Genomic DNA, 19,194 nt, shown 5'->3' with positions numbered 1-19,194 from the left:
CGCACGCTAATGATGAGATGACTTGGAATTAGTATTGTGAATCACCCAATAACTGATAGCTAAAGCAAAAATTGCGATCGCCAAACCAATTAAATCTAATCCTGACGTTTTGCCAAAATCTAAAATAATAATTTTACGAGCAACCGCCACAATTGAAGTGACAATAACCAACTCAACCTGAATCACATGCTTTCGGAGATAAGCCGTAATATTTTCCAGAATCTCCAAAGCAATTAAAACATTTAAGAACAGCCCAAAGATCTCAAGTAAATCTTTACCCAGGATATTATAAGGCGGTAATAGTAAATCCTTAATCAGCACCACTCCCAAATCAACGATCGCAAATAAAATAACCACTACCATCGCGATCGATAGAGCTTTGGAAGCCAGATTCTCCAGCTGTTTCACACGGATGAGAAAAGCTTCATCATCGCTCCAATCAGAAATTTGGCTTCTAATTTCTTTCCACATGTGCTTGCTCATCCACTGTTTAGAAAAACCTCTTCCCAAACCCCTCTCCCACGGGAGAGGGGCTTTAAGTCTTGTCTTAGAGAGGTTGGGGGTTAGGTTTCTAGTTATGTTTGTGGGCGATTTGTAATGTTGCCAAGGCGATCGCGCTGGTAAGAACAAAGAGAAAACTTGTAAAGTTGAGTGTGGGAGTCGAGTCTTGCGTAGCCCAATTGAGCATAAACAGGAAGCTAAGGGTTGCTGAAGCCATGACTAGATACCTCAAAAATCAAGGAGTTAGCAGCACACTGGGTTAAAAACAAACCACCGGGAGAAATAGCTCAACCAACGTCATCATGGGCAAAACGATGGTAGAGAAAGTCAAGCGCTTGGTTGCGTAACTTGTAGTAGTGCGGATCTTCCATAATCCGGGCGCGATCGCGAGGGCGAGGGAAGGGAATGGTCATGATCTCCCCAATGTTGGCAGCAGGGCCGTTGGTCATCATGACTAATCGATCCGCTAAGAATAACGCTTCATCAATATCGTGGGTGATCATCAGGACCGTACAACGGTGGTCATTCCAGATTTTTAGCAGTTCTTCCTGAAGTTCTTCCTTGGTGATGGCATCTAACGCGCCAAAGGGTTCATCCAAAATCAACACCTCTGGCCGAACGGCTAGAGCACGGGCGATCGCTACCCGTTGTTTCATCCCGCCAGACAGTTGTGTTGGTTTTTTGTCAGCCGCTTCCGTCAGTCCCACTAAGGCGAGATGGTCACGGGCGATCGCCATTTTTTCAGCTTTAGACTTTTGCTTATGCACCGCGTCAATGGCAATGTAGACGTTTTCCAACGCAGTTTTCCACGGCAACAGCGCATAATTCTGAAACACGACCATGCGATCGGGGCCAGGTTGGGTGATGGGTTGCGATCGCAGCCGCACCTCTCCACGGGTGGGAGTGGCGAACCCGGATATCATGTTCAGCAGCGTTGACTTGCCACAGCCAGAGTGACCAATCACACAGATGAACTCTCCCTGCTGCACCGTCAAGTTCACGCCTTGCAAAACGGGATAAGGACCGTTAGCAGTTGGGTAGATCTTGGCGACATCTTGAATGCTGAGAAACGGTTCGGAGGAGGTAGCAACTGAGCTGCGCTGTTTGGTGCTGCTGGTCTCGGAGTTTGTATAAGCAAGGGGACGATTGTGCATCGGTGGAGCTCAACTTTTTAAGATTGGGTAGAGAAAAGCCTGAAGTTCAGCTCCCCAGGATTGGGGGGGCTAGGGGGCAAAATACTAGGCAGCTGTGCGGGTGGAAGCCTGAACTGCTACATCTGCGACGCTGAAGGCACGTTTGATCTTCAAGTGATTGAGATAGGCGATTGGGTCATCGGCGTTAAATGGCACCTGATCAAACAGTTGAATCGGGGTGCGGTTGTAGTTCACTTCTAGGCCTAATTCGCGAGCAGCCGTGCTGAAGACTCCAACTCGACAGATCCGCTCCAAAATTTCCACCCAATTACGCGGAAATGGCGTGTCTCCCCAGCGGGCCAACTGAGTCATAATCCATAACTGTTCGGTGCGACTGGGGCGGTTAATCACCCCTTCTCCATAAAACTGATGGTGTGCATACTCTTGCATGGGCCGATCGAGGTCACAGATAGTGGGGTCATGCTCCTCAATCTGGATATAGGCCATGTCTGTGCTGAGATACTCGCGGCGAGCTAGAATTTCGCGAACTTCTGCGGCATTGGCGGGGTCAGCACAATATTGACCTGCTTCTAGCAACGCTTTGACTAAGGCGATATGAGTATTGGGGTAAGCGGCGGCCCACTCTTCCCGCACGCCCAGCACTTTTCCTGGATGCCCTAGCCAAATTTCTAGATCCGTGGCAATGACGAAACCTGCTCCTTCTTCGGTAGCACGCATATTCCAAGGCTCGCCCACACAATAGCCATCAATCGTCCCTGCCTGGAGGTCTGCCACCATTTGCGCGGGTGGAATTGTGGTGAGAGAGACATCTTGATCCGGGTCAATGCCTCCAGCCGCTAACCAGTACCGCAACAACAGGTTGTGCATAGAAGAGGGATGGACAATCCCCATTGTGTGACGTTGCTGAGCGGTGCGCTGAAGATATTTCCGGAAATCCGAGAGGCTATAAACACCTGCCTCATAAAAGCGCTTGGCTAGGGTGATGGCATTGCCGTTCCGGGTCATGGTGAGGGAGGTCACTGTGGGTAGCGAGCGATTCTCATGTCCTCCCAGCGTTAACCACATTGGCATTCCAGAGGGCATCTGCGCCGCATCCAAATATCCGCCGGATATGCCATCGACAATACCTCGCCAACTGGTTTCCCTCACCAACGTGACTTCATCTAGGCCATGCTTGGCAAAAAATCCTTTTTCTTTGGCGATCGCCAGAGGCGCACAAGCGGTCAACGGCACAAAACCGATTTCTAAATTGACTTTTTCTAGGCCGTGACGGGCGATCGCAGTAGTTTTTCTAGCCCGGAGCTTTTTAATTCGCTTTTGTTGGTTTAAGAAGTAAATAATTTCACTGCGTAAGCTGTAGTAGCTCGGATGTTCCACCACTTCCAAGCGCTTGCGAGGCCGAGGGATATCTACCTCTAAAATCTGCCCAATTTTGGATTCTGGCCCGTTGGTGAGCATGACAATCCGATCGGAGAGCAGCACGGCTTCATCCACATCGTGCGTCACCATAATCGCGGTGACTTGGTTCTCCTCACAAATTTTCATTAACTGTTCTTGCAAGTTGCCACGAGTCAGGGCATCTAAGGCTCCAAAGGGTTCGTCAAGCAACAGCAGTTTAGGTCGAATTGCCAAGGCACGGGCGATCGCAACTCGCTGTTTTTGACCTCCGGATAACATCGCGGGGGGCTTGTCGGCGTGGGGGCGCAATCCCACCATGTCGATGTGCTGTTCGATGATGGAGCGGCGCTCACTCACGGGTAAATCTTTCATCACCGCGTTCACCGCCAAGGCAATGTTCTCGCGCACGGTTCGCCAGGGTAGCAGAGAGTAGTTTTGAAACACCACCATGCGATCGGGGCCTGGTTGGGTAATCTTCTTCCCTTCTAGGGTCACGATGCCTTCTGTCGGGAGATCTAGCCCTGCCACCATGTTCAGGAGCGTGGATTTGCCACATCCGGAGTGACCAATCAGGGAGACAAATTCTCCTTTTTTGATTTGCAGGTCAATGCCTTTCAGCGCAATATACTCTTGACCACCGGACAGGTGAAAGACTTTATCAATTTGATCAACGGCAACAAAGGTAGACATGGTTCATCTCGGAGGTAGGGTTAACGACGCCTGCCTGTATCCTTTGAACTGGCAAAGGCGTGAGTTTGCAAGTGGAGTACGGCTAGGGAATGCAATGAGTGATGGAGCGATCGCCGCTATTTCTGTTCCGCAGGGACAATTAACGATTCGACATAAGCCATTGCTTTATCTAGCAATAGACCCACCACGCCGATGTAAACCAAGGCCAAGATGATTTCGCTGATTTTGTTAGCGTTCCAGGAATCCCAGATGAAGAAGCCAATCCCCACACCCCCGACCAACATCTCTGCCGCAATAATCGCCAACCAAGATAAACCAATCCCGATTCTCAGACCTGTAAAGATGTAGGGCAAGGCAGAGGGAATCAGGATGCTAGTGAAATATTCCTGTTTCGAGAGCTGCAAGACTCTAGCCACGTTGTTGTAGTCTTGGGGGATTTGCCGAACGCCTACCGATGTATTAATCAGAATTGGCCAAATCGAAGTAATAAAGATGACGAAGATAGCCGCAGGTTCGTTTTTCTGCAACGCTGCTAGGGAGAGGGGCAACCAAGCCAGGGGAGGAATGGTGCGTAACAACTGAAAGAGGGGATCAAGGGATTTGTAGATCCCGGTATTAACCCCAATCAGGATACCGAGGGCAATGCCAACGATAGCAGAAGCTGTAAAGCCCACAGCAACTCGCTTTAAGCTAGCCAACAACTGCCAGAACAAACCAACATCGGTGCCACCGCGATCGTAAAAAGGATACAAAATCAAAATCCAAGTCTCTTGTACCACTTGAATCGGACCGGGAAGTGTGGCTCCAGGCAGCCAGCTAAATAGTTGCCAAATCGCTAAAAAGACGGCGATCGCGATCGCAGGTGACTTAACCGCCTTGAATAGGCTACCAACAGAACCAAGTAGATCAAAGCTACGACGGCGGCTTTTGAGGCTGATAGTCATTTGAAAAACTCTCCTTGATGTTGCTTCTTAGGGTTTGGAGCGGGACTAAAATGGTCTACTTACACACGTTTAATCTGGAGACTGTCGAGATAAGCTTTGGGGTTTTCCGGGTCAAATTTGATGCCATCAAAGAAGGTTTCCACACCACGGGAAGTACTTTGAGGGATATCCGCAGCAGCAACTCCTAATTCCTTGGCAGCTTCTCGCCACAAGTCTTCTCGGTTAACTGCGTCGATGATGGTTTTAGCTCTCGCCAAGGTATCCGGAGGTAGGAAATTCCAACGCACGCTCTCTGTGAGGAACCAGAGTTCATGACTCTTGAAAGGATAAGAAACGCTTCCTTTCTCGCCTTTCCAATACAGAGGTGCCATTGAGCGATCGTCAATTACGCGACCTGTGCCCATGTCGATTTTGCCCATGAAGGGATCGAGGAGAATTTTGACAGACACATTGAGGTATTGCCGACTGGCCAAGATTTCAGATAGTTCTTGGCGATTGTTGAAGTCATCGCACCACTGCTGGGCTTCCATCACGGCTTTAAGAATTGCTTTAGTAGCTTTGGGATGCTTATCTACCCAATCAGCCCGAATCGCTAGATATTCCTCAGGGTGCTCTTTCCACATCTCGGCGGTTAAAGCTGCCATATAACCAACCTTGTCAGCCACAATCCGGTAGGGCCAGGGATCTCCGGTGCTAAAAGCTCCCATTGTGCCAGTCTTCATGTTGGAAACGGTTTGCGCTGAGGGCACAGGCAACAAACTGATGTCATTATCTGGATCAATCCCGCCTGCGGCGAACCAATAGCGAATCCAGAAGTCTTGGTTCACATGTGGAAAAGTGTGCGCCGCCACAAACTGGGCTCCTAGAGATTTCTCTTTGCTGATTACCCCTTTTGCCTGACTCGCATTTAAGGCAAACCCAGCCTCCCGATACTTATTCGCGATCGCAATCCCATTGCCATGTGTAACGAGTTGCAATAGGTTGTACATCGGGATTTTTTTATTACCCTTCGTGATAATCCCTTCTGAAATCAGGTGAGGCATCGGCATCTGATATTGCCCTCCATGCACGCCGCCACCTTCGAAGCCCGTTTCTGTGTTGTCTCGCATGGTGCCCCAAGAAGACTGCTTATCGAGCACCACATCACTCATGCCATGCCTCGCAAAAAAGCCTTTTTCTTTGGCAATGATCAGCGGAGCAGACTCGATAATAGGGATGTAACCCAGCTTGATCGTGGTGGTTTCTGGCCTTTGCTCTGGGCTCAAGTTAGCTGCTGACACAGGTTGTACGGCTTGAGACCTAGTAAATGAATCGGGAGGATTTCCTAAACAGCCGTGGAGAAATATAGAGCCCACCGCAGAGGCTCCAGCCGTGATCAGAAACTTGCGACGCGAAACCGAACGATCAAACGGGCTCATATCCTATCCTTAGAAACTCAGAGGTGAATAGCGCGGCTGTCCTCGAAAGAACGCCAATATCAATCCTCTAGAGACAAAGAGGCTCTAGATGCAATTAAGCTGAGGCAGAGTTTCGTGAACGGATGACTAGACCCAATGCCGAATCATCAGTTTGACGGACTCTTGCTGCTGAAATAGGTAAAAGTCAGGAGGGAAAGCACAACCCCAAAGCCTGCGATTTGGGACTGTGCAACGTCTTGTGGAAGGGAATTGAACTTCTCTATAGTCAAGATAATACTCTTAGAATTCCATAAAGAAAATACAATGTTTCTAATTTATGGCATAGATTATTCTCTATGATAGAGGCATTAAAGCTCTGAAGTAGGGAAGCTGTTGGCAGCAATCGGGTGAGCGACTAATCCGTCCGCAGAGGGGTAGAAGTAGATGATGCCAAAGGGAAGTCTTCGTAGCTGTTCCAGTGCTGGCCGTTATGCAGCAGTAAGGTTAGGTGCAACGCCAGGAACTCAAACTCTAAAGACCGATGTTGAAACTCTGGCCAAGCGGCGCGGAAGTTTTGCTTAGACAAGTCTCGGAACGCTACCGTCATGTGTGGGGCAAACGGACGTTGTTTTGCTTTTGGGTCAACAATTCCCAGTGCTGTTTCCATATGAGCGATCAAAGCTTGGTGCAGATCGAGCAGGGCGGGAGTTCTTAAAACATTGATATAAATCACCCGTGGCACAAAGGCACTAAACCCGGATAATGAGATCGGGATAGGGGTTTGAGCGATCGCAAACTCACTCAAACTCTGCTTCAGTGTGTCAATCTCATCCATTGACCACTCGAAGGGAGCCTGTAACGTGATATGCGGCGGAGATTTTTGGGCAGCTCGACTGGCGTATTGCTCGGCGAAGTGCTGCTTAATCTCGTTCGCATAGTCCTGAATTGGCTGCGGCGGCAACAAGGCAACAAAGAAGCGACGTTTTTGCTGGTTCAAAGTGCAAGCTAATCTAGACAGGCTACCTAAATTGATACACCGTTATAAGGAAGACATGCATGCCCTGGTTCGTGAAAATTGAAAAAGGTTTAGTGGATAAACCGCTTTTTGACCAATACGTCCCAGATCACAAAGCTTATGTGCAATCTCTGATTGAGAAGGGACATCAAGCCAAAACGGGTTATTGGGCACAACGAGGAGGAGGGATGTTGCTCTTTAAGGCAGAGTCAATGGATGAAGCGGCTGCGATCGTGGCTCAAGACCCACTCGTACAAAATGGCTGTGTGGATTATCAACTTTATGAGTGGCGAGTTGTAGTTGAATAAGCTGTAGTTAAATTAATTGCTGGCAGTCACAAAGTTTTAATCTTTTATTGAAGCGTAAATTATGAGTAAGGATAGTACAGGCTACAAAATCGTTAGTGATAACCGCCAAGCTCGGTTTCAGTATGAGATTCTTGAAACCTATGAAACGGGGATTGAGCTAAGGGGAACCGAAGTCAAATCTATTCGAGCCGGACAAGTCAACTTGCGAGATGGATTTGCTTTGGTGCGAGATGGAGAAGTGGTGTTGCTCAATGTCCACATCTCTCCTCACGAAACCACCAACCAAGCGTTCAACCATGACCCGCGCCGCACCCGCAAGCTACTGATGCATCGCGAAGAAATTCGCAAGCTGATTGGCAAGGTAGAGCAGCAAGGATTAACTTTAGTGCCGCTAAAAATGTATATGAAGCGAGGTTGGGTAAAGGTTGATCTAGCACTCGTGAAAGGTAAGAAGCTGCATGACAAGCGAGAAGATCTCAAGCGTCGTGATGACAAGCGAGACATGGAACGAGCAATGAAGCGCTAAAACCCTTACTGTTTCGCAACGGTTTGTTTCACAAAGCCAACAAGGGCGAACAGCCGTTCGCCCCTACAGTAAGGTTAGGTTTGAGGTAACTCAGCAGATGAGTTTTTGTCTGCCAAGGGTTGAGGTACATAGTAACTAGCAATGATCGAGATCATCAGCCACCAAAGCGTGCTGATTTGAGGCCGATACCAAACCGTATCGACAAGGCCATGCACCAACATACCGACAAGGCTGGCGATCGCAGCCATTAGCCAAAAGCCCTCTTGGCTGCCTATGTTTCGTAGGCGTTGCAGTTGCAGCCACCCTTGAGTAAATGTAGTTAATAACAACCAAGCAAAACAGGTTAGGCCAATAAGTCCCGTCTCTACTATGATTTCCAGGAGAATCGAGTAAGCGCTCAAGGCACTGTAGCGGGGCGACACCATGTAGGTGGGATAGATTTTGTTAAAGACGGTATTGCCAGGACCCACTCCCAAGATGTAGTTGGGCAACAAACGATTATCTGGATCATCTTGAATCAGCCGAATCACCCCAGCCCACACATTGATCCGAAAGTTATTGCTACTGTCTCCCCTACCTGCAAAGATACTAGCCACGCGATCGCGCAATGGCTCCACCAACAGCACGGCCAGCACTAGAAAGCCTGTGACTCCCCCCAAAACCATGGGTAGCAGCCAAGTTTGCCAGAAGCGAGGTAAGCGTGTACTCAACCAATGGGTTAAGAGCATCAACAAGACAAAACCAGCGGCCACAACCCCAATCCAGCCACCCCGACTAAAGGTCAGCATCAAGCAGCTTGTATTGACTAAGGTCATGGTCGCAGCCAATGCCTTCGCGGGCCATCGTCGCCAAACAAAGCAGGCTGCCAAACTAAAAGCTACCGCTGGAACCAAATATCCTGCAAGCAAGTTGGGATTGCCTAGATAGCTATATACCCGCGTTGTCTTAGCCAGAGGTGATTCTGGATCAACCCAAGTAGCCAAGGCGGTTGTCCCTAGACGCCACTGTTGTAAGCCGTACACACTGACAATTAAGGACACGTGTAAATAGAGCGTAATCACCCAAGAGCGGAGTCTAGGCGATCGCAAGATACGGGCCATCAGAGCAAACAGCACCAGATAAAGGGTTAGCTTGCCCCAACCCACCAACGCGGCTTGCTTCACCGGAGATAGAGCCGTTGCAACTGTCGAAACACCCCAGTACAACAAGACTAATAAGTGAATGGGGGTGCTGAATTTTGACTCAGATGGATCTGAGATTGTCAGAAGTGCCCAATAGCCCAGACAGGCAGCCAGCAGCATGCCGATCAGGCCATTAGAGACGAACGGAGCGAGGCCAAAGACAAAACTCAGCAGTAAGGCTCCAATGGGTTCCGACCATTGCATCAGCCAACTACTTTGCCGCCATGCTTGTAATGGGCCGACCAGTCGATATAAATAGCTCCCACCTCGCCACTGAGCCAGGGACAAATTGGCGAGAGTAAGCTGTTGCCACGCTGAGTTCATAGGCTGTTTTCTATCGGTCAAAGGGAAACGGCTGTAGCTACCGCAAAGGTCATTGCCATTATCCCTAAAAACAACCCCTCAGCAAGCTCGGTCCGGAAGAATCCTGATCAGAGGACTTCCTCCAGTTCAGTCATTTGCGGCAAACTGACCACATAACGATATCCTGACTCCGGGGTCCCTTGGATCGAGACTTGCCCACCATGCATCTCTGCTAACTGGCGGCTCAAAAGCACTCCCAAACTTTCGCGAGAACCAATTTCTTGACTAGATTCTACGGCTTCTACGGCTTCTGCGGCAGTCAAAGCACTGGTGCTCGTAGTCCCGATCGCCAGACCATTGTCTGCATTATTATTCCAGGTCTGATGTCCAGAATAGGCTGTCTCAGAACCATTAACTCCGGCAGGAGTAGGAGCTTGATAAGTATAGAGTTCCGTGTTGGGCAGACTATCTCCTAACCAAGGATGAGAAACCCAAATTGCAATATTTAGTCGATTTTGCTTCCGAGAAACATGAATCCGGACAATGCTTCCGGCACTTGATGCCTGGATAACACCAAACACTAAGTGATACAGAATCTGTCTGACTTTATTTTTGTCTAACAACCAAATGCGAGAACCTGGCTCAATGCTTAGGCGAATTTGTTGTTCCCGTCGGTTGGCAGCCTGCTCCAAAGTATTGATCGCTTGCTGGCACAACATCTCAATATCTACAGAAGCCAGGTTGAGCGTTTCAGCGCGATCGTCTAGTGTTCCTAACTCTAGAATTTCATTCACTAGCGAGAGGAGATACTGTCCGCTCTGATAAATAATGTTGAGATATTCTTTTTGCTTAGTCGTAAGCGGGCCGTAAATCTCCCGATTCAACACACTCGCCATTCCCATCACTGAGGTTAAGGGGGTGCGTAGTTCTTGAGTCAGTTGGGCCAGCAACTGAATTTTGACTGGATTGTTGAAGGGCGCTTGGACTAACGCTAATTTTTCTGCCTGACTAACATTCCGAGCTGCTTGCTCCAATGAAATGGCAAGAGCACTGGTAGAGGCGACATTGATTTCATAACCTAACTCACCTTCAACAGAGCCTGGGAGAGCCTGAACGTGAGGAGCTATTTGCTGAGCTTTGACAAGACGATTGCGCTCAAACTCACTCATACTCCAGCGAGCTGTGAGTTCTAAGAACTGAATCTCCCGGCTAGTAAAATTACGGGGGACTAAATCCATCACAGCTAAGGTACCCAGGCAATTACCAGCGGAGTCTACTAAGGGAACGCCCAAGTAAGCCCGGATACGATAACGTTGTGCTAGCAAACTAGTGGCAAAGTCTGGATCGGCACTAGTGTCATTAATCACTAAGACTTGCTGGTTCTCAATCACCTTGCTACAGAAAGAATCACTGCGTAGCATCTGGCGAGAGGCGGCCAACTCATTCATCAGACCTAGCCGAGACAAGCCTACCGCTGACTTAATCCATTGGCGGTCTTGATCAATAACACCCAACATACAAACAGGGATGTCTAAAAAGAGGGCAGCTGTTTGCGTAGCCTCTTCAAAAACTGGAACACTTTCTGCCTCTAGCAGCCCCAAGTCTACCAACGCTAACAAGCGTTGCTGTTCTTGAGCTGAGCTTGCCAAGCTGTTGTGATGAAAAAATAGTCTGTTTTCAGGGTTCATTATTCTAACCCCTACCCCCATATGTGTTGACCATGTGACTCATCTAGCTCTTACCAAGGGTAGTCAACTATACAGAGAATGCCCTAACTCTGTGCTTGACAAACGTGGTGAAGTGAAAGATTAACGAATTGAATGATTGATGAACCAACCCTAAAATCTGCTGCACTTGGCTCACAATCGTCTCTGCCATCACTATGCCCAAACCTAGGATGCAATCAACATTCTAGAGTCCGTTGAATCAGGTATCTGGATGATGCTATGAGATGTAAATTGATGCCATACCTCAGAGAATATACTGATGCCAACCATGAAACTATCTAGAATTCGAAATAGGACATATTAGACAGGGAGAGAAATCAATTCAGGACTTCTCGATAAGTAGGGCGACCCAAGACGAAGGCATGATTTGAGCCTACAACTCTTGGCTACGCTACAGTTTTCAGGTGTAGTAGAAAAATTCCCGGAAAAAGTAAAAATTTTATAAAGCTGCAGTATCAAATTAAGCTGTTAAATACAAGGTTATAGTACCTCTGGCGTGTTACATATTTCTGGATTCAGCCAGGATTTATCCCTGCTTATGCCTTAGACTGGAGTGCTAACTGTTTGGGTGACTGAGCGTACTTTTGCCAGTGCTATTTGGCGGTAGGAGCGCTAAGCCACGCAGGGTGAGCTAGGAGGGCGGCCATTACTCGCACGCCTCGTAGCTGGTTAGACAGGGGTAGATGGCCTCTAGGAGCGCTAAGGTTCCAGGTAAACCCTTGAGGATAGCGAGTCCAGTTGTTGGCAGCTTTCCAGCCAATTTTAGGCCAAAGCTTGTCCCAGTCTTTGCCAACGCTCAGCCAAATTTCTCGTTGCACAGAAAAGCCAAATTTGCCTTCGGAATGCACTAGCCAGAGGCTATTAATGGTGTGTAAATCTGTGATTGGTAGGCTACCGACTTCTGTAAAGTAAACCCATTTACGTTGGGCTGCGGCAGGACCCGCTAATTCACAGAGTTTCTCTAAGGTAAGGCGATCGGCTGCTTCTAATTCTTGTTGAGCCAGTAACTTTTGCAGTTCGCTGTAGTCGAGGTTGCGCTCAGAGCGTAGAGGAACAATGCCTGTAGGGAAGTGGGTTTGAAGAAAATCTGTGGCTTTGGGGGAATTGGCTGCATAAAGCGCTTGATACGCTGTGCCTTCAACGAAGCTTGGAACGGCAGCACGGCGCTCTAGCAAAAACTCCATCAATAAGGCTAGCCCGACTTCGTCTGCCTGAATGATGTCTTGCAAGGCTTGCAACTGAGTCTTAGGGGAGTCCGACTTTAACTTGAGCCGGAGGTCGTCTAGGTGACTCGCGGTATGGGTTGCAGAAGAGAGATTTGAATCAGTAGTGAAACCGCTCATGTCAAGTTGCTGCAATTCATTCATGGACTGGAAGCTCTTGCCCAACGCAGGCTGGAAAAATTAGCTGGAATTTAAATGACTGCGATCGCTGCTGGATAGCCGCGCCTCAGAAAGCTCATTTTATCCGCTGGACTGCAAAATTCGATTGATGATGGCTGTGGAAGAGGTAGGTACTTCTACAGGAACAAACTCTATCTGACCCCCACAGGCTCGGACACTGGACGCTTCTGGTAAAGTCTCCAGCTGATAGTCTCCGCCTTTGACATAGACATCAGGTTTGAGGGCGGCAATTAGGGGATCAGCAGTGGTTTCTGCAAAGACAACGACTGCATCTACAGGTTTGAGCGCTGCTAAGAGTTCGGCTCGCTGCTCTGCGGGAACAATTGGTCGAGGTGGCTGTCCTGGTGTGTGAGGTTTAATGGCGGCAACAGAAGCGTCATGATTGAGACCAACCACTAGCGATCGCCCTAGAGTTTTTGCCGACTGGAGGTAGCGGATGTGCCCAACGTGGAGTAGATCGAAGCAACCGTTAGTGAACACTAAAGGTCGCCAGCGGTTTGGCGCTGCGGCAATTGCTTGCTGTAGTTCAGTCAAGGTATAAACGCCAGGAATCATCACTTAGCTTTGCTCTCAGCAGTCAATCAATTTCCTGCGGAGATGCTCCGCCCAACCCTTATGGTACCAACAAATCACTCCGTAACTCTGCTGAGCCTGGATTCGGCTTAGTTACTCTGCCTCTTTCGCTTCCGTGGGAGGATGATAGCCTCTCTCAAAGGCAAAGCGAACGAGCTGGGAACGATTTTCTAGCTGCAACTTACTCAGGATATTGCTGAGGTGAGTTTGCACAGTGCGGGGACTGACAAATAAGCGATCGCCAATTTGCTTGTTGGTATAGCCTTGAATCACTTCCCAAAAGACTTTTTCCTCGGCGGGAGTGAGCGGTAGGGGGGTGGGACTGGCTTCAGTAGTAACGTTGGATTGCTGAATTAAGCGAATGATCTCAGCATGAGTGCGGCGCGATCGCTCTAACTGGGCCTCAATTTTGGCGACTAGTTCCCTAGGCTCAAACGGTTTGATTAAGTAGTCATCTGCGCCAATGTCATGCCCTTGAATGCGGTCTTCAACTTCTCCTCGGCTAGACAGAAAGATAAAGGGTACAAGCTGACCAGAGCGCATGGCCCGAAGACGGCGACAAAATTCGAACCCGTCCATTTCTGGCATCATGACATCCGATACAACTAAATCCGGAGAGCTTTGTTCAAAAGCTGATAGTCCTTCGACTCCAGAGCCAGCGTCTTGAACCACGTATCCACGATTTTGGAGGTAGCGTGTTAAAGCGATTCGTAAAGTAGTATCGTCATCGACGACTAAAATTCTTTTCATCCAAGCTCTCACGCACGCAGTACAAACAGCTTAACAGGCACTCAATCTATTCCTAATATGGGTTGTATATCAGTTTGCTTAAGATTGCTGAAGCAAACTAGGAATGATTTTTGTTGATATACCAGTCCTAAATAATTTATGAAATTGGAGTTGTGAAAAGCGCACCTCCGGGATGCGACTCTGACAAACCATTGGAGATCGCTATAATGCTGCCTTGATTTGCTAAAAATACTTCTATTGCCATTTCTATTGTAAGAATTCCCTCTTGTCAGCTCACTATTTAGGTTGTGCACTCTAGGAATGTTGCTAATTCATTCAAGAATTTGGAGCCTACCAGAGCTGGTTGCGTCCTAGCAGTGCCACAAGCCTGATAGCCTACCAGAGAAATATGGAGCATGGATAGCCACGTCAACAAAAGTAACTTGGTTCAGATTGAGTGTTTTTTTACCCGCGCGATCGCTTAGCATATTCCCCTGAACCCTTTTGCTGTGTGGTAATCAGGAGCCGCTGTTAGGTTATGTACGAAAAGCTTACGCCCCCCGAAACTGGAAGCCGCATTACGTTTGAGAACGGAGAACCCATTGTTCCTGACAACCCGATTGTGCCGTTTATTCGGGGAGATGGTACGGGAATTGATATTTGGCCAGCAGCCCAAAAGGTGTTTGATGCCGCAGTCCAAGCAGCTTATGGCGGCAAGCGCCAAATTGCTTGGTTCAAGATTTATGCTGGCGATGAAGCTTGCGAGAAGTACGGTACCTATCAATACTTACCAGAAGACACCTTAAACGCCATTAAGGAGTATGGAGTTGCGATTAAAGGGCCGCTCACAACTCCGGTGGGTGGTGGTATTCGCTCTCTCAACGTGGCTCTACGTCAAATTCACGACCTTTATGCCTGTGTGCGTCCCTGTAAGTACTATCCAGGTACCCCTTCGCCACACAAAAGCCCAGAAAAGCTGGATGTGATTGTCTATCGGGAGAATACTGAAGATATTTACTTAGGCATTGAGTGGCGGCAGGGCAGTGAAATCGGCGATCGCTTGATTAAGTTGCTAAACACCGATTTGATTCCTGCGACTCCAGAGCACCGCAACAAACAAATTCCCTTAGATTCGGGGATTGGCATTAAGCCTATCAGTAAGACAGGCTCTCAGCGTCTCGTGCGACGAGCCATTAAACATGCGTTACGACTTCCCGAGAAAAAGCAAATGGTGACTTTGGTGCACAAAGGCAACATTATGAAGTACACCGAAGGTGCATTCCGGGATTGGGGTTATGAGTTAGCCACAACTGAGTTTCGTCATGAATGCGTGACAGAGCGAGAGTCTTGGATTCTGGGTAACAAAGAAGGCAACCCTAACCTTTCTGTAGAAGACAATGCTCGCCAAATTGAACCGGGTTATGATGCTCTAACCGAGGAAAAGCAAGCGCAGATTCGTCAAGAAGTGGAAACAGTGCTTAACGCTATTTGGGATACCCACGGCAACGGTCAGTGGAAGACCAAAGTGATGGTGAATGACCGCATTGCAGATAGCATTTTCCAGCAGATCCAGACTCGACCGGATGAATACTCGATTCTGGCCACGATGAATCTGAATGGAGACTACTTATCTGATGCGGCAGCGGCGATCGTCGGGGGCTTGGGCATGGGGCCCGGGGCCAATATTGGGGATAGTTGTGCCATCTTTGAGGCGACGCATGGCACGGCTCCTAAGCATGCTGGGCTCGATCGCATTAATCCTGGGTCGGTGATTTTATCTGGGGTGATGATGCTGGAATATATGGGCTGGCAAGAAGCAGCCGACCTGATCAAGAAGGGAATTGGTGCGGCAATTTCTCAGGGTGAAGTCACCTATGACTTGGCTCGCATGATGGAACCTCCGGTAGAACCACTAAAGTGTTCGGAATTTGCTGAAGCAATTATTCAACACTTTAACGATTAAGCGACTGAAAAGAGCAGCCTAGAAGCTAGAAGGCAGGAGCCAGAATTTTATAGTTTTCTTGGTTCCTGCCTTCCTTGTAAGTTTCGGCTCAATGATTTACGGATTAGAGAAGGTGTTAATTTGTCCGCCTCCAATGTTTCGTCCTGGAACCCGGCGCGGCGTGGAGAAGGGCTGTTGATTCAGTTGGCTGGGCTGAATGCCTGCATTCCCAGAAAAGCCAGAGTTGTTGAAGCCGTTGTTGTTTTGAGATCCTGAAAAAGAAGACTGCCCGAAGTTGGGGTTTGAGTTAGTGCTCGGCACCACTGGGGCGATCGCCGGGGCATCAGGGACAACAGGCGCAATCCCAGAGGGGAGGCTACTATCTGGCTGGGGCTGGGTCAAATAGTTAAAGGAGTTGCTAGGAGGAGCACTGCTCACCCCTGGAGTGGAACTGTAGTTGATGCCGCCATTACTAAAACCAGGAGCGATCGCGTTGGGTTGAGCATAGGGCTGAGTGGAGCTAGGCGCAGTACTGTTATTGTCCAGTCGAGTCGTTGAGCTTGATGTAGAACCGCCCGCAGCATTTTTCTGTAATTGAGCCTGCTCTATTGCGGTTTGAAGGGCACTAACAGGGGCTGAAGCAGGGGTACTAGAGGTGTTCGGCAGATTTAAACTAGGGATAGTGGAAGCTTTAGGGGGAGCTAATAAAGCACTTGGCGCTGTAGTGGGCAAGCCAGGCGCGTTAAGCCCTGTAAATCCAGGCGTTGCCCCGTCTCCGGGTTGACTGGGTAAACCCCCGTTAGAGCTGAGCAGGGGTGATGTAGCCGATCCGGGAGCAGATAAACTGTTGCTGGGCGTGCTGTTGCCGTTCTGAGTAGTGGCTGGGTTCTTAGGTTTCAGCAGCTCACTAAACAGGCTCGGCTTGGTAGCTACCTTGTCCTTGCCGCCTTCCTGCTTATTTTGGGCTTGGTCAGCAGGAGCGCTGTTAAGTTGGTTTAGTAGTAGCGGCAAACTGTCAATATCCGCGCCAATGGCTCCATCTTCCGATGAGACGGCAGGATTAAACCCACCCTCAACATTCGTAGCGCTCTGAGTATTTTCAAACCACTCTGGATGCAACCAATATTCCAGGGTAAATAGCACAATCAGCATCAAGATGATGCCAGGTCCCCATACCATAGGCTGCTTTAGAGCCCGTAGTCTGGCTTTCAGGTGACTAACTGGAGCAGGAAGCTGTTTCGAAAATGGCATGGCACTACGCAGCAAAGTGAATAGTCGCAGGTCGTTACAGTCAGAATAACTTCAGTTGCTCAGATATCCAAGCTTGGGATAACGAGTCTGAGTTTAACTTTAACTAAAACCTGTTTACGTTCAATCTAAGTTCAATTAGCTCCGGAACGCCTCTAACGTCCGGAGCACTTCATGAAAGTTTTGATGCTGAGTTGCTGCCTCAAGTGTCTTGGTGACGAAACTGAGTCCGAGCTGGGGTAGTCACAGCACCGACCGGAACTAGGTGCTTCTGTTTGATCAAATTTCGGTTTTGTAACTTTGTCTTCCATTCGCGAATAGCGATCGCCGTTCTGGTAATCGGAGACTGGTAACCATCAGCCGCTCCAGCGGTACTTGGATGTTCTGGTTCAGGGCGGTGAGGTTGCACCGTCATGCAATTGGAAAGGCTATCCAGATAGGGCTCCAGATTGAGCGCCCGCAGTAAAGCCTCAGCTGATAGGTAGCGATCGCGTGGCGCATGGTGCAACATCTTGGTGAGCACGCGACCAAAATGCTCACTGACTTGAGCTGAGCCTTGCCAGTCGATTTCCCCTGTACTGGGGTCGTAGTCAAAATCGAAGGGGGACTTACCCGTGAGCAGATACACACAAGTGACGCCCAAAGCGTAGATATCACTAGCAAAGACGGGGCGCATGGACAGTTGCTCTGGCGGAGCGAAGCCAACAGTGCCAATAAAATGTGTAGTAGGGGCTCGCTGACTGGTGTCTTCCAATCGCGCAATCTGCTCCTTGACAGCACCAAAGTCAATCAGGACAAGCCGACCGTCATCTCGGCAACGAATAATATTTTGGGGTTTAATGTCTCGGTGGATGACTCGGTGGCTGTGAACGTAGCGCAGAAGCGGCAGCATCTCTACCAGAAATCGCTTGACCACTGCCTCAGATTGGGGACCGTAGCGCCGAATCTCCCGGGCGAGGGTAGAGCCACGGACGTATTCTTGCACGAGATAGAACTCGCCGTCCGCCTCAAAGTAGTCCAATAATTGAGGAATTTGCGCGTGACTGCCTAATTTGCTAAGAGTTTTGGCTTCTTGCTCAAATCGCTTCCGGGCTCGATCCAACGTCACAGGATCGTTGACTTTGGGACACAGTTGCTTAATGACACAGAGCGGGTGATATGGCAAGGAGACATCCCGCGCTAGGAAAGTGACCCCAAAGCCACCACGACCTAGAACTCGCAAAACCTTGTAGCGATCGCGAAACAACTGGATTGAACCACAAACCTGGCCTGGTGCCGTTTGGTTCAGGATGTTAGCGCGAAAATTAGATAGATCTGCTAATGAAGGAGCCATCAGACTTTACTCATGACTGCTGGAATAAAAGATTCCAAGCCAGCTTCATACAAACTTTAACTGGTATGGAGCCTTAGCAATGTGATCTAGGACAGACCACCAAAGGATTTGCTTGCTATTTACAGTCTAGTCAGAGATGCCTCGGTTTTGTTGAAATCTTTATACAACCTTAGTTAGAATATTGGGTTTGCTTATCAGCTAATAGTCCTACCCCAAAAGTCGGTAATGTCATAGCCTAAATCGCTGAGCATTTGTCGGAGTAGTGGCATGCTCAAGCCGATCACGTTGGTGTGACAGCCTTCTAGCTTCTCGACAAAAGCGCTACCTTTACCTTCTAAGGCAAAACAGCCCGCACAATTCAACGGTTCACCTGTCGCCACGTATGCCTCAATTTGGCGATCGCTGACATTGGCAAAGTAGACGCGAGTCACACGGCAGCGGACTAGGGATTGGTTTCGGGTGAGGTCAATCAGGGCGTGGCCTGTGTATAAATCACCAATTTTGCCCCGCATTTGTTGCCAACGGGCGATCGCATCGGCTGCATTAACGGGTTTGCCGTGAATTTCTCCGTCAATCGCTAAGACAGAGTCGCAGCCTAGAATCAGGGCTTCTGTGAAGTAAGGGGTGACAGTTTCAGCTTTACGCAGTGCCAGCGTTTGCACCAAGTCCGCTGGATTCGATAGCTGTACCTGAGACTCGTCAAAATTGCTCTGACTCACGAGCGGCTGAATGCCAGCGTTTTGTAACAGGCGACGACGAGCGGGAGAAGCGGAGGCTAAAACAAACTGTGGGATACCCATCCAACCTTAATTAACTGGACTT

Annotated in this window: 18 protein-coding genes; 3 read left to right on the top strand and 15 right to left on the bottom strand. The window is 49.0% G+C overall.

Annotated elements, in window-relative coordinates:
- Positions 1–6: 6 nt before the first annotated feature.
- The 7 genes from H6F90_RS09520 to H6F90_RS09490 form a co-directional block, all read right to left on the bottom strand.
- Positions 7–471: a phosphate-starvation-inducible PsiE family protein gene (locus tag H6F90_RS09520; protein WP_190552245.1), complete on the bottom strand. Its 465-nt coding sequence runs from the start codon at positions 469–471 to the stop codon at positions 7–9.
- Positions 472–571: 100 nt separating this feature from the next.
- The gene (locus H6F90_RS09515) at positions 572–718 is read right to left on the bottom strand and encodes a hypothetical protein (protein WP_190552244.1); all 147 of its coding nucleotides are present in this window, start codon (positions 716–718) and stop codon (positions 572–574) included.
- Positions 719–788: 70 nt separating this feature from the next.
- Positions 789–1,655 (bottom strand): nitrate ABC transporter ATP-binding protein, encoded by an 867-nt coding sequence (locus H6F90_RS09510; RefSeq protein WP_190439450.1) that lies wholly within the window; start codon positions 1,653–1,655, stop codon positions 789–791.
- Positions 1,656–1,739: 84 nt separating this feature from the next.
- The gene (locus H6F90_RS09505) at positions 1,740–3,743 is read right to left on the bottom strand and encodes a nitrate ABC transporter ATP-binding protein (protein WP_190552243.1); all 2,004 of its coding nucleotides are present in this window, start codon (positions 3,741–3,743) and stop codon (positions 1,740–1,742) included.
- Positions 3,744–3,859: 116 nt separating this feature from the next.
- Complete coding sequence (ntrB, locus tag H6F90_RS09500; RefSeq protein ID WP_190552242.1) at positions 3,860–4,687, bottom strand: nitrate ABC transporter permease; 828 nt, start codon at positions 4,685–4,687, stop codon at positions 3,860–3,862.
- Positions 4,688–4,746: 59 nt separating this feature from the next.
- Positions 4,747–6,105 carry a CmpA/NrtA family ABC transporter substrate-binding protein gene (locus tag H6F90_RS09495; protein WP_190552241.1) on the bottom strand — a complete coding sequence of 453 codons (1,359 nt, stop codon included), beginning with the start codon at positions 6,103–6,105 and terminating at the stop codon, positions 4,747–4,749.
- Between the two features lie 394 nt (positions 6,106–6,499).
- Positions 6,500–7,081, bottom strand: a complete 582-nt coding sequence (locus tag H6F90_RS09490; protein ID WP_190552239.1) for a 2'-5' RNA ligase family protein — start codon at positions 7,079–7,081, stop codon at positions 6,500–6,502.
- Positions 7,082–7,140: 59 nt separating this feature from the next.
- Here H6F90_RS09490 and H6F90_RS09485 point away from each other — a divergent pair, with 59 nt between their 5' ends.
- Positions 7,141–7,407, top strand: a complete 267-nt coding sequence (locus tag H6F90_RS09485) for a YciI family protein (protein WP_190552237.1) — start codon at positions 7,141–7,143, stop codon at positions 7,405–7,407.
- A 61-nt stretch (positions 7,408–7,468) separates the two neighbouring features.
- Complete coding sequence (smpB, locus tag H6F90_RS09480; protein WP_190439420.1) at positions 7,469–7,933, top strand: SsrA-binding protein SmpB; 465 nt, start codon at positions 7,469–7,471, stop codon at positions 7,931–7,933.
- Between the two features lie 74 nt (positions 7,934–8,007).
- Here the strand turns inward: smpB and H6F90_RS09475 are convergent, their stop codons facing one another.
- The 5 genes from H6F90_RS09475 to H6F90_RS09455 all read right to left on the bottom strand — a co-directional run bounded on the left by H6F90_RS09475 (position 8,008) and on the right by H6F90_RS09455 (position 13,870).
- Positions 8,008–9,438 carry an IctB family putative bicarbonate transporter gene (locus H6F90_RS09475; RefSeq protein ID WP_190552234.1) on the bottom strand — a complete coding sequence of 477 codons (1,431 nt, stop codon included), beginning with the start codon at positions 9,436–9,438 and terminating at the stop codon, positions 8,008–8,010.
- Positions 9,439–9,545: 107 nt separating this feature from the next.
- A complete protein-coding gene (locus H6F90_RS09470) occupies positions 9,546–11,105 on the bottom strand; it encodes a GAF domain-containing sensor histidine kinase (RefSeq protein ID WP_242024398.1) in 1,560 nt (519 codons plus the stop codon).
- A gap of 632 nt (positions 11,106–11,737) precedes the next feature.
- A complete protein-coding gene (locus H6F90_RS09465; protein ID WP_370587982.1) occupies positions 11,738–12,511 on the bottom strand; it encodes a GUN4 N-terminal ARM-like repeat domain-containing protein in 774 nt (257 codons plus the stop codon).
- A 96-nt stretch (positions 12,512–12,607) separates the two neighbouring features.
- The gene (locus H6F90_RS09460; protein ID WP_190439404.1) at positions 12,608–13,102 is read right to left on the bottom strand and encodes an adenylyltransferase/cytidyltransferase family protein; all 495 of its coding nucleotides are present in this window, start codon (positions 13,100–13,102) and stop codon (positions 12,608–12,610) included.
- Positions 13,103–13,213: 111 nt separating this feature from the next.
- Positions 13,214–13,870, bottom strand: coding sequence for a response regulator transcription factor (locus H6F90_RS09455; RefSeq protein ID WP_190439401.1), 657 nt, complete (start codon positions 13,868–13,870; stop codon positions 13,214–13,216).
- 517 nt (positions 13,871–14,387) lie between these two features.
- Here H6F90_RS09455 and H6F90_RS09450 point away from each other — a divergent pair.
- Entirely contained in the window at positions 14,388–15,812 is a 1,425-nt protein-coding gene (locus H6F90_RS09450; protein ID WP_190552232.1) for an NADP-dependent isocitrate dehydrogenase, read from the top strand.
- A gap of 96 nt (positions 15,813–15,908) precedes the next feature.
- Here H6F90_RS09450 and H6F90_RS09445 read toward each other — a convergent pair whose 3' ends face one another.
- The 3 genes from H6F90_RS09445 to H6F90_RS09435 form a co-directional block, all read right to left on the bottom strand.
- Entirely contained in the window at positions 15,909–17,042 is a 1,134-nt protein-coding gene (locus tag H6F90_RS09445; protein ID WP_190552230.1) for a hypothetical protein, read from the bottom strand.
- 199 nt (positions 17,043–17,241) lie between these two features.
- On the bottom strand, positions 17,242–18,372 hold the full coding sequence (locus tag H6F90_RS09440; RefSeq protein ID WP_190552229.1) for a serine/threonine-protein kinase: 1,131 nt from the start codon (positions 18,370–18,372) through the stop codon (positions 17,242–17,244).
- Between the two features lie 194 nt (positions 18,373–18,566).
- Complete coding sequence (locus H6F90_RS09435) at positions 18,567–19,172, bottom strand: nucleoside triphosphate pyrophosphatase (protein WP_190552227.1); 606 nt, start codon at positions 19,170–19,172, stop codon at positions 18,567–18,569.
- Positions 19,173–19,194: the final 22 nt, after the last annotated feature.

This window comes from Trichocoleus sp. FACHB-591 (genome assembly GCF_014695845.1).
Lineage (GTDB): Bacteria > Cyanobacteriota > Cyanobacteriia > FACHB-46 > FACHB-46 > Trichocoleus.
This window is presented reverse-complemented; position numbering and strand designations above follow the sequence as displayed.

Bases quoted from the DNA above. Each gene is read 5' to 3' on its own strand.
- H6F90_RS09520 (WP_190552245.1), bottom strand. From the start codon at position 471: ATGTGGAAAGAAATTAGAAGCCAAATTTCTGATTGGAGCGATGATGAA.
- H6F90_RS09515 (WP_190552244.1), bottom strand. From the start codon at position 718: ATGGCTTCAGCAACCCTTAGCTTCCTGTTTATGCTCAATTGGGCTACG.
- H6F90_RS09510 (WP_190439450.1), bottom strand. From the start codon at position 1,655: ATGCACAATCGTCCCCTTGCTTATACAAACTCCGAGACCAGCAGCACC.
- H6F90_RS09505 (WP_190552243.1), bottom strand. From the start codon at position 3,743: ATGTCTACCTTTGTTGCCGTTGATCAAATTGATAAAGTCTTTCACCTG.
- ntrB (WP_190552242.1), bottom strand. From the start codon at position 4,687: ATGACTATCAGCCTCAAAAGCCGCCGTCGTAGCTTTGATCTACTTGGT.
- H6F90_RS09495 (WP_190552241.1), bottom strand. From the start codon at position 6,105: ATGAGCCCGTTTGATCGTTCGGTTTCGCGTCGCAAGTTTCTGATCACG.
- H6F90_RS09485 (WP_190552237.1), top strand. From the start codon at position 7,141: ATGCCCTGGTTCGTGAAAATTGAAAAAGGTTTAGTGGATAAACCGCTT.
- smpB (WP_190439420.1), top strand. From the start codon at position 7,469: ATGAGTAAGGATAGTACAGGCTACAAAATCGTTAGTGATAACCGCCAA.
- H6F90_RS09475 (WP_190552234.1), bottom strand. From the start codon at position 9,438: ATGAACTCAGCGTGGCAACAGCTTACTCTCGCCAATTTGTCCCTGGCT.
- H6F90_RS09470 (WP_242024398.1), bottom strand. From the start codon at position 11,105: ATGAACCCTGAAAACAGACTATTTTTTCATCACAACAGCTTGGCAAGC.
- H6F90_RS09465 (WP_370587982.1), bottom strand. From the start codon at position 12,511: ATGAATGAATTGCAGCAACTTGACATGAGCGGTTTCACTACTGATTCA.
- H6F90_RS09460 (WP_190439404.1), bottom strand. From the start codon at position 13,102: ATGATTCCTGGCGTTTATACCTTGACTGAACTACAGCAAGCAATTGCC.
- H6F90_RS09455 (WP_190439401.1), bottom strand. From the start codon at position 13,870: ATGAAAAGAATTTTAGTCGTCGATGACGATACTACTTTACGAATCGCT.
- H6F90_RS09450 (WP_190552232.1), top strand. From the start codon at position 14,388: ATGTACGAAAAGCTTACGCCCCCCGAAACTGGAAGCCGCATTACGTTT.
- H6F90_RS09445 (WP_190552230.1), bottom strand. From the start codon at position 17,042: ATGCCATTTTCGAAACAGCTTCCTGCTCCAGTTAGTCACCTGAAAGCC.
- H6F90_RS09440 (WP_190552229.1), bottom strand. From the start codon at position 18,372: ATGGCTCCTTCATTAGCAGATCTATCTAATTTTCGCGCTAACATCCTG.
- H6F90_RS09435 (WP_190552227.1), bottom strand. From the start codon at position 19,172: ATGGGTATCCCACAGTTTGTTTTAGCCTCCGCTTCTCCCGCTCGTCGT.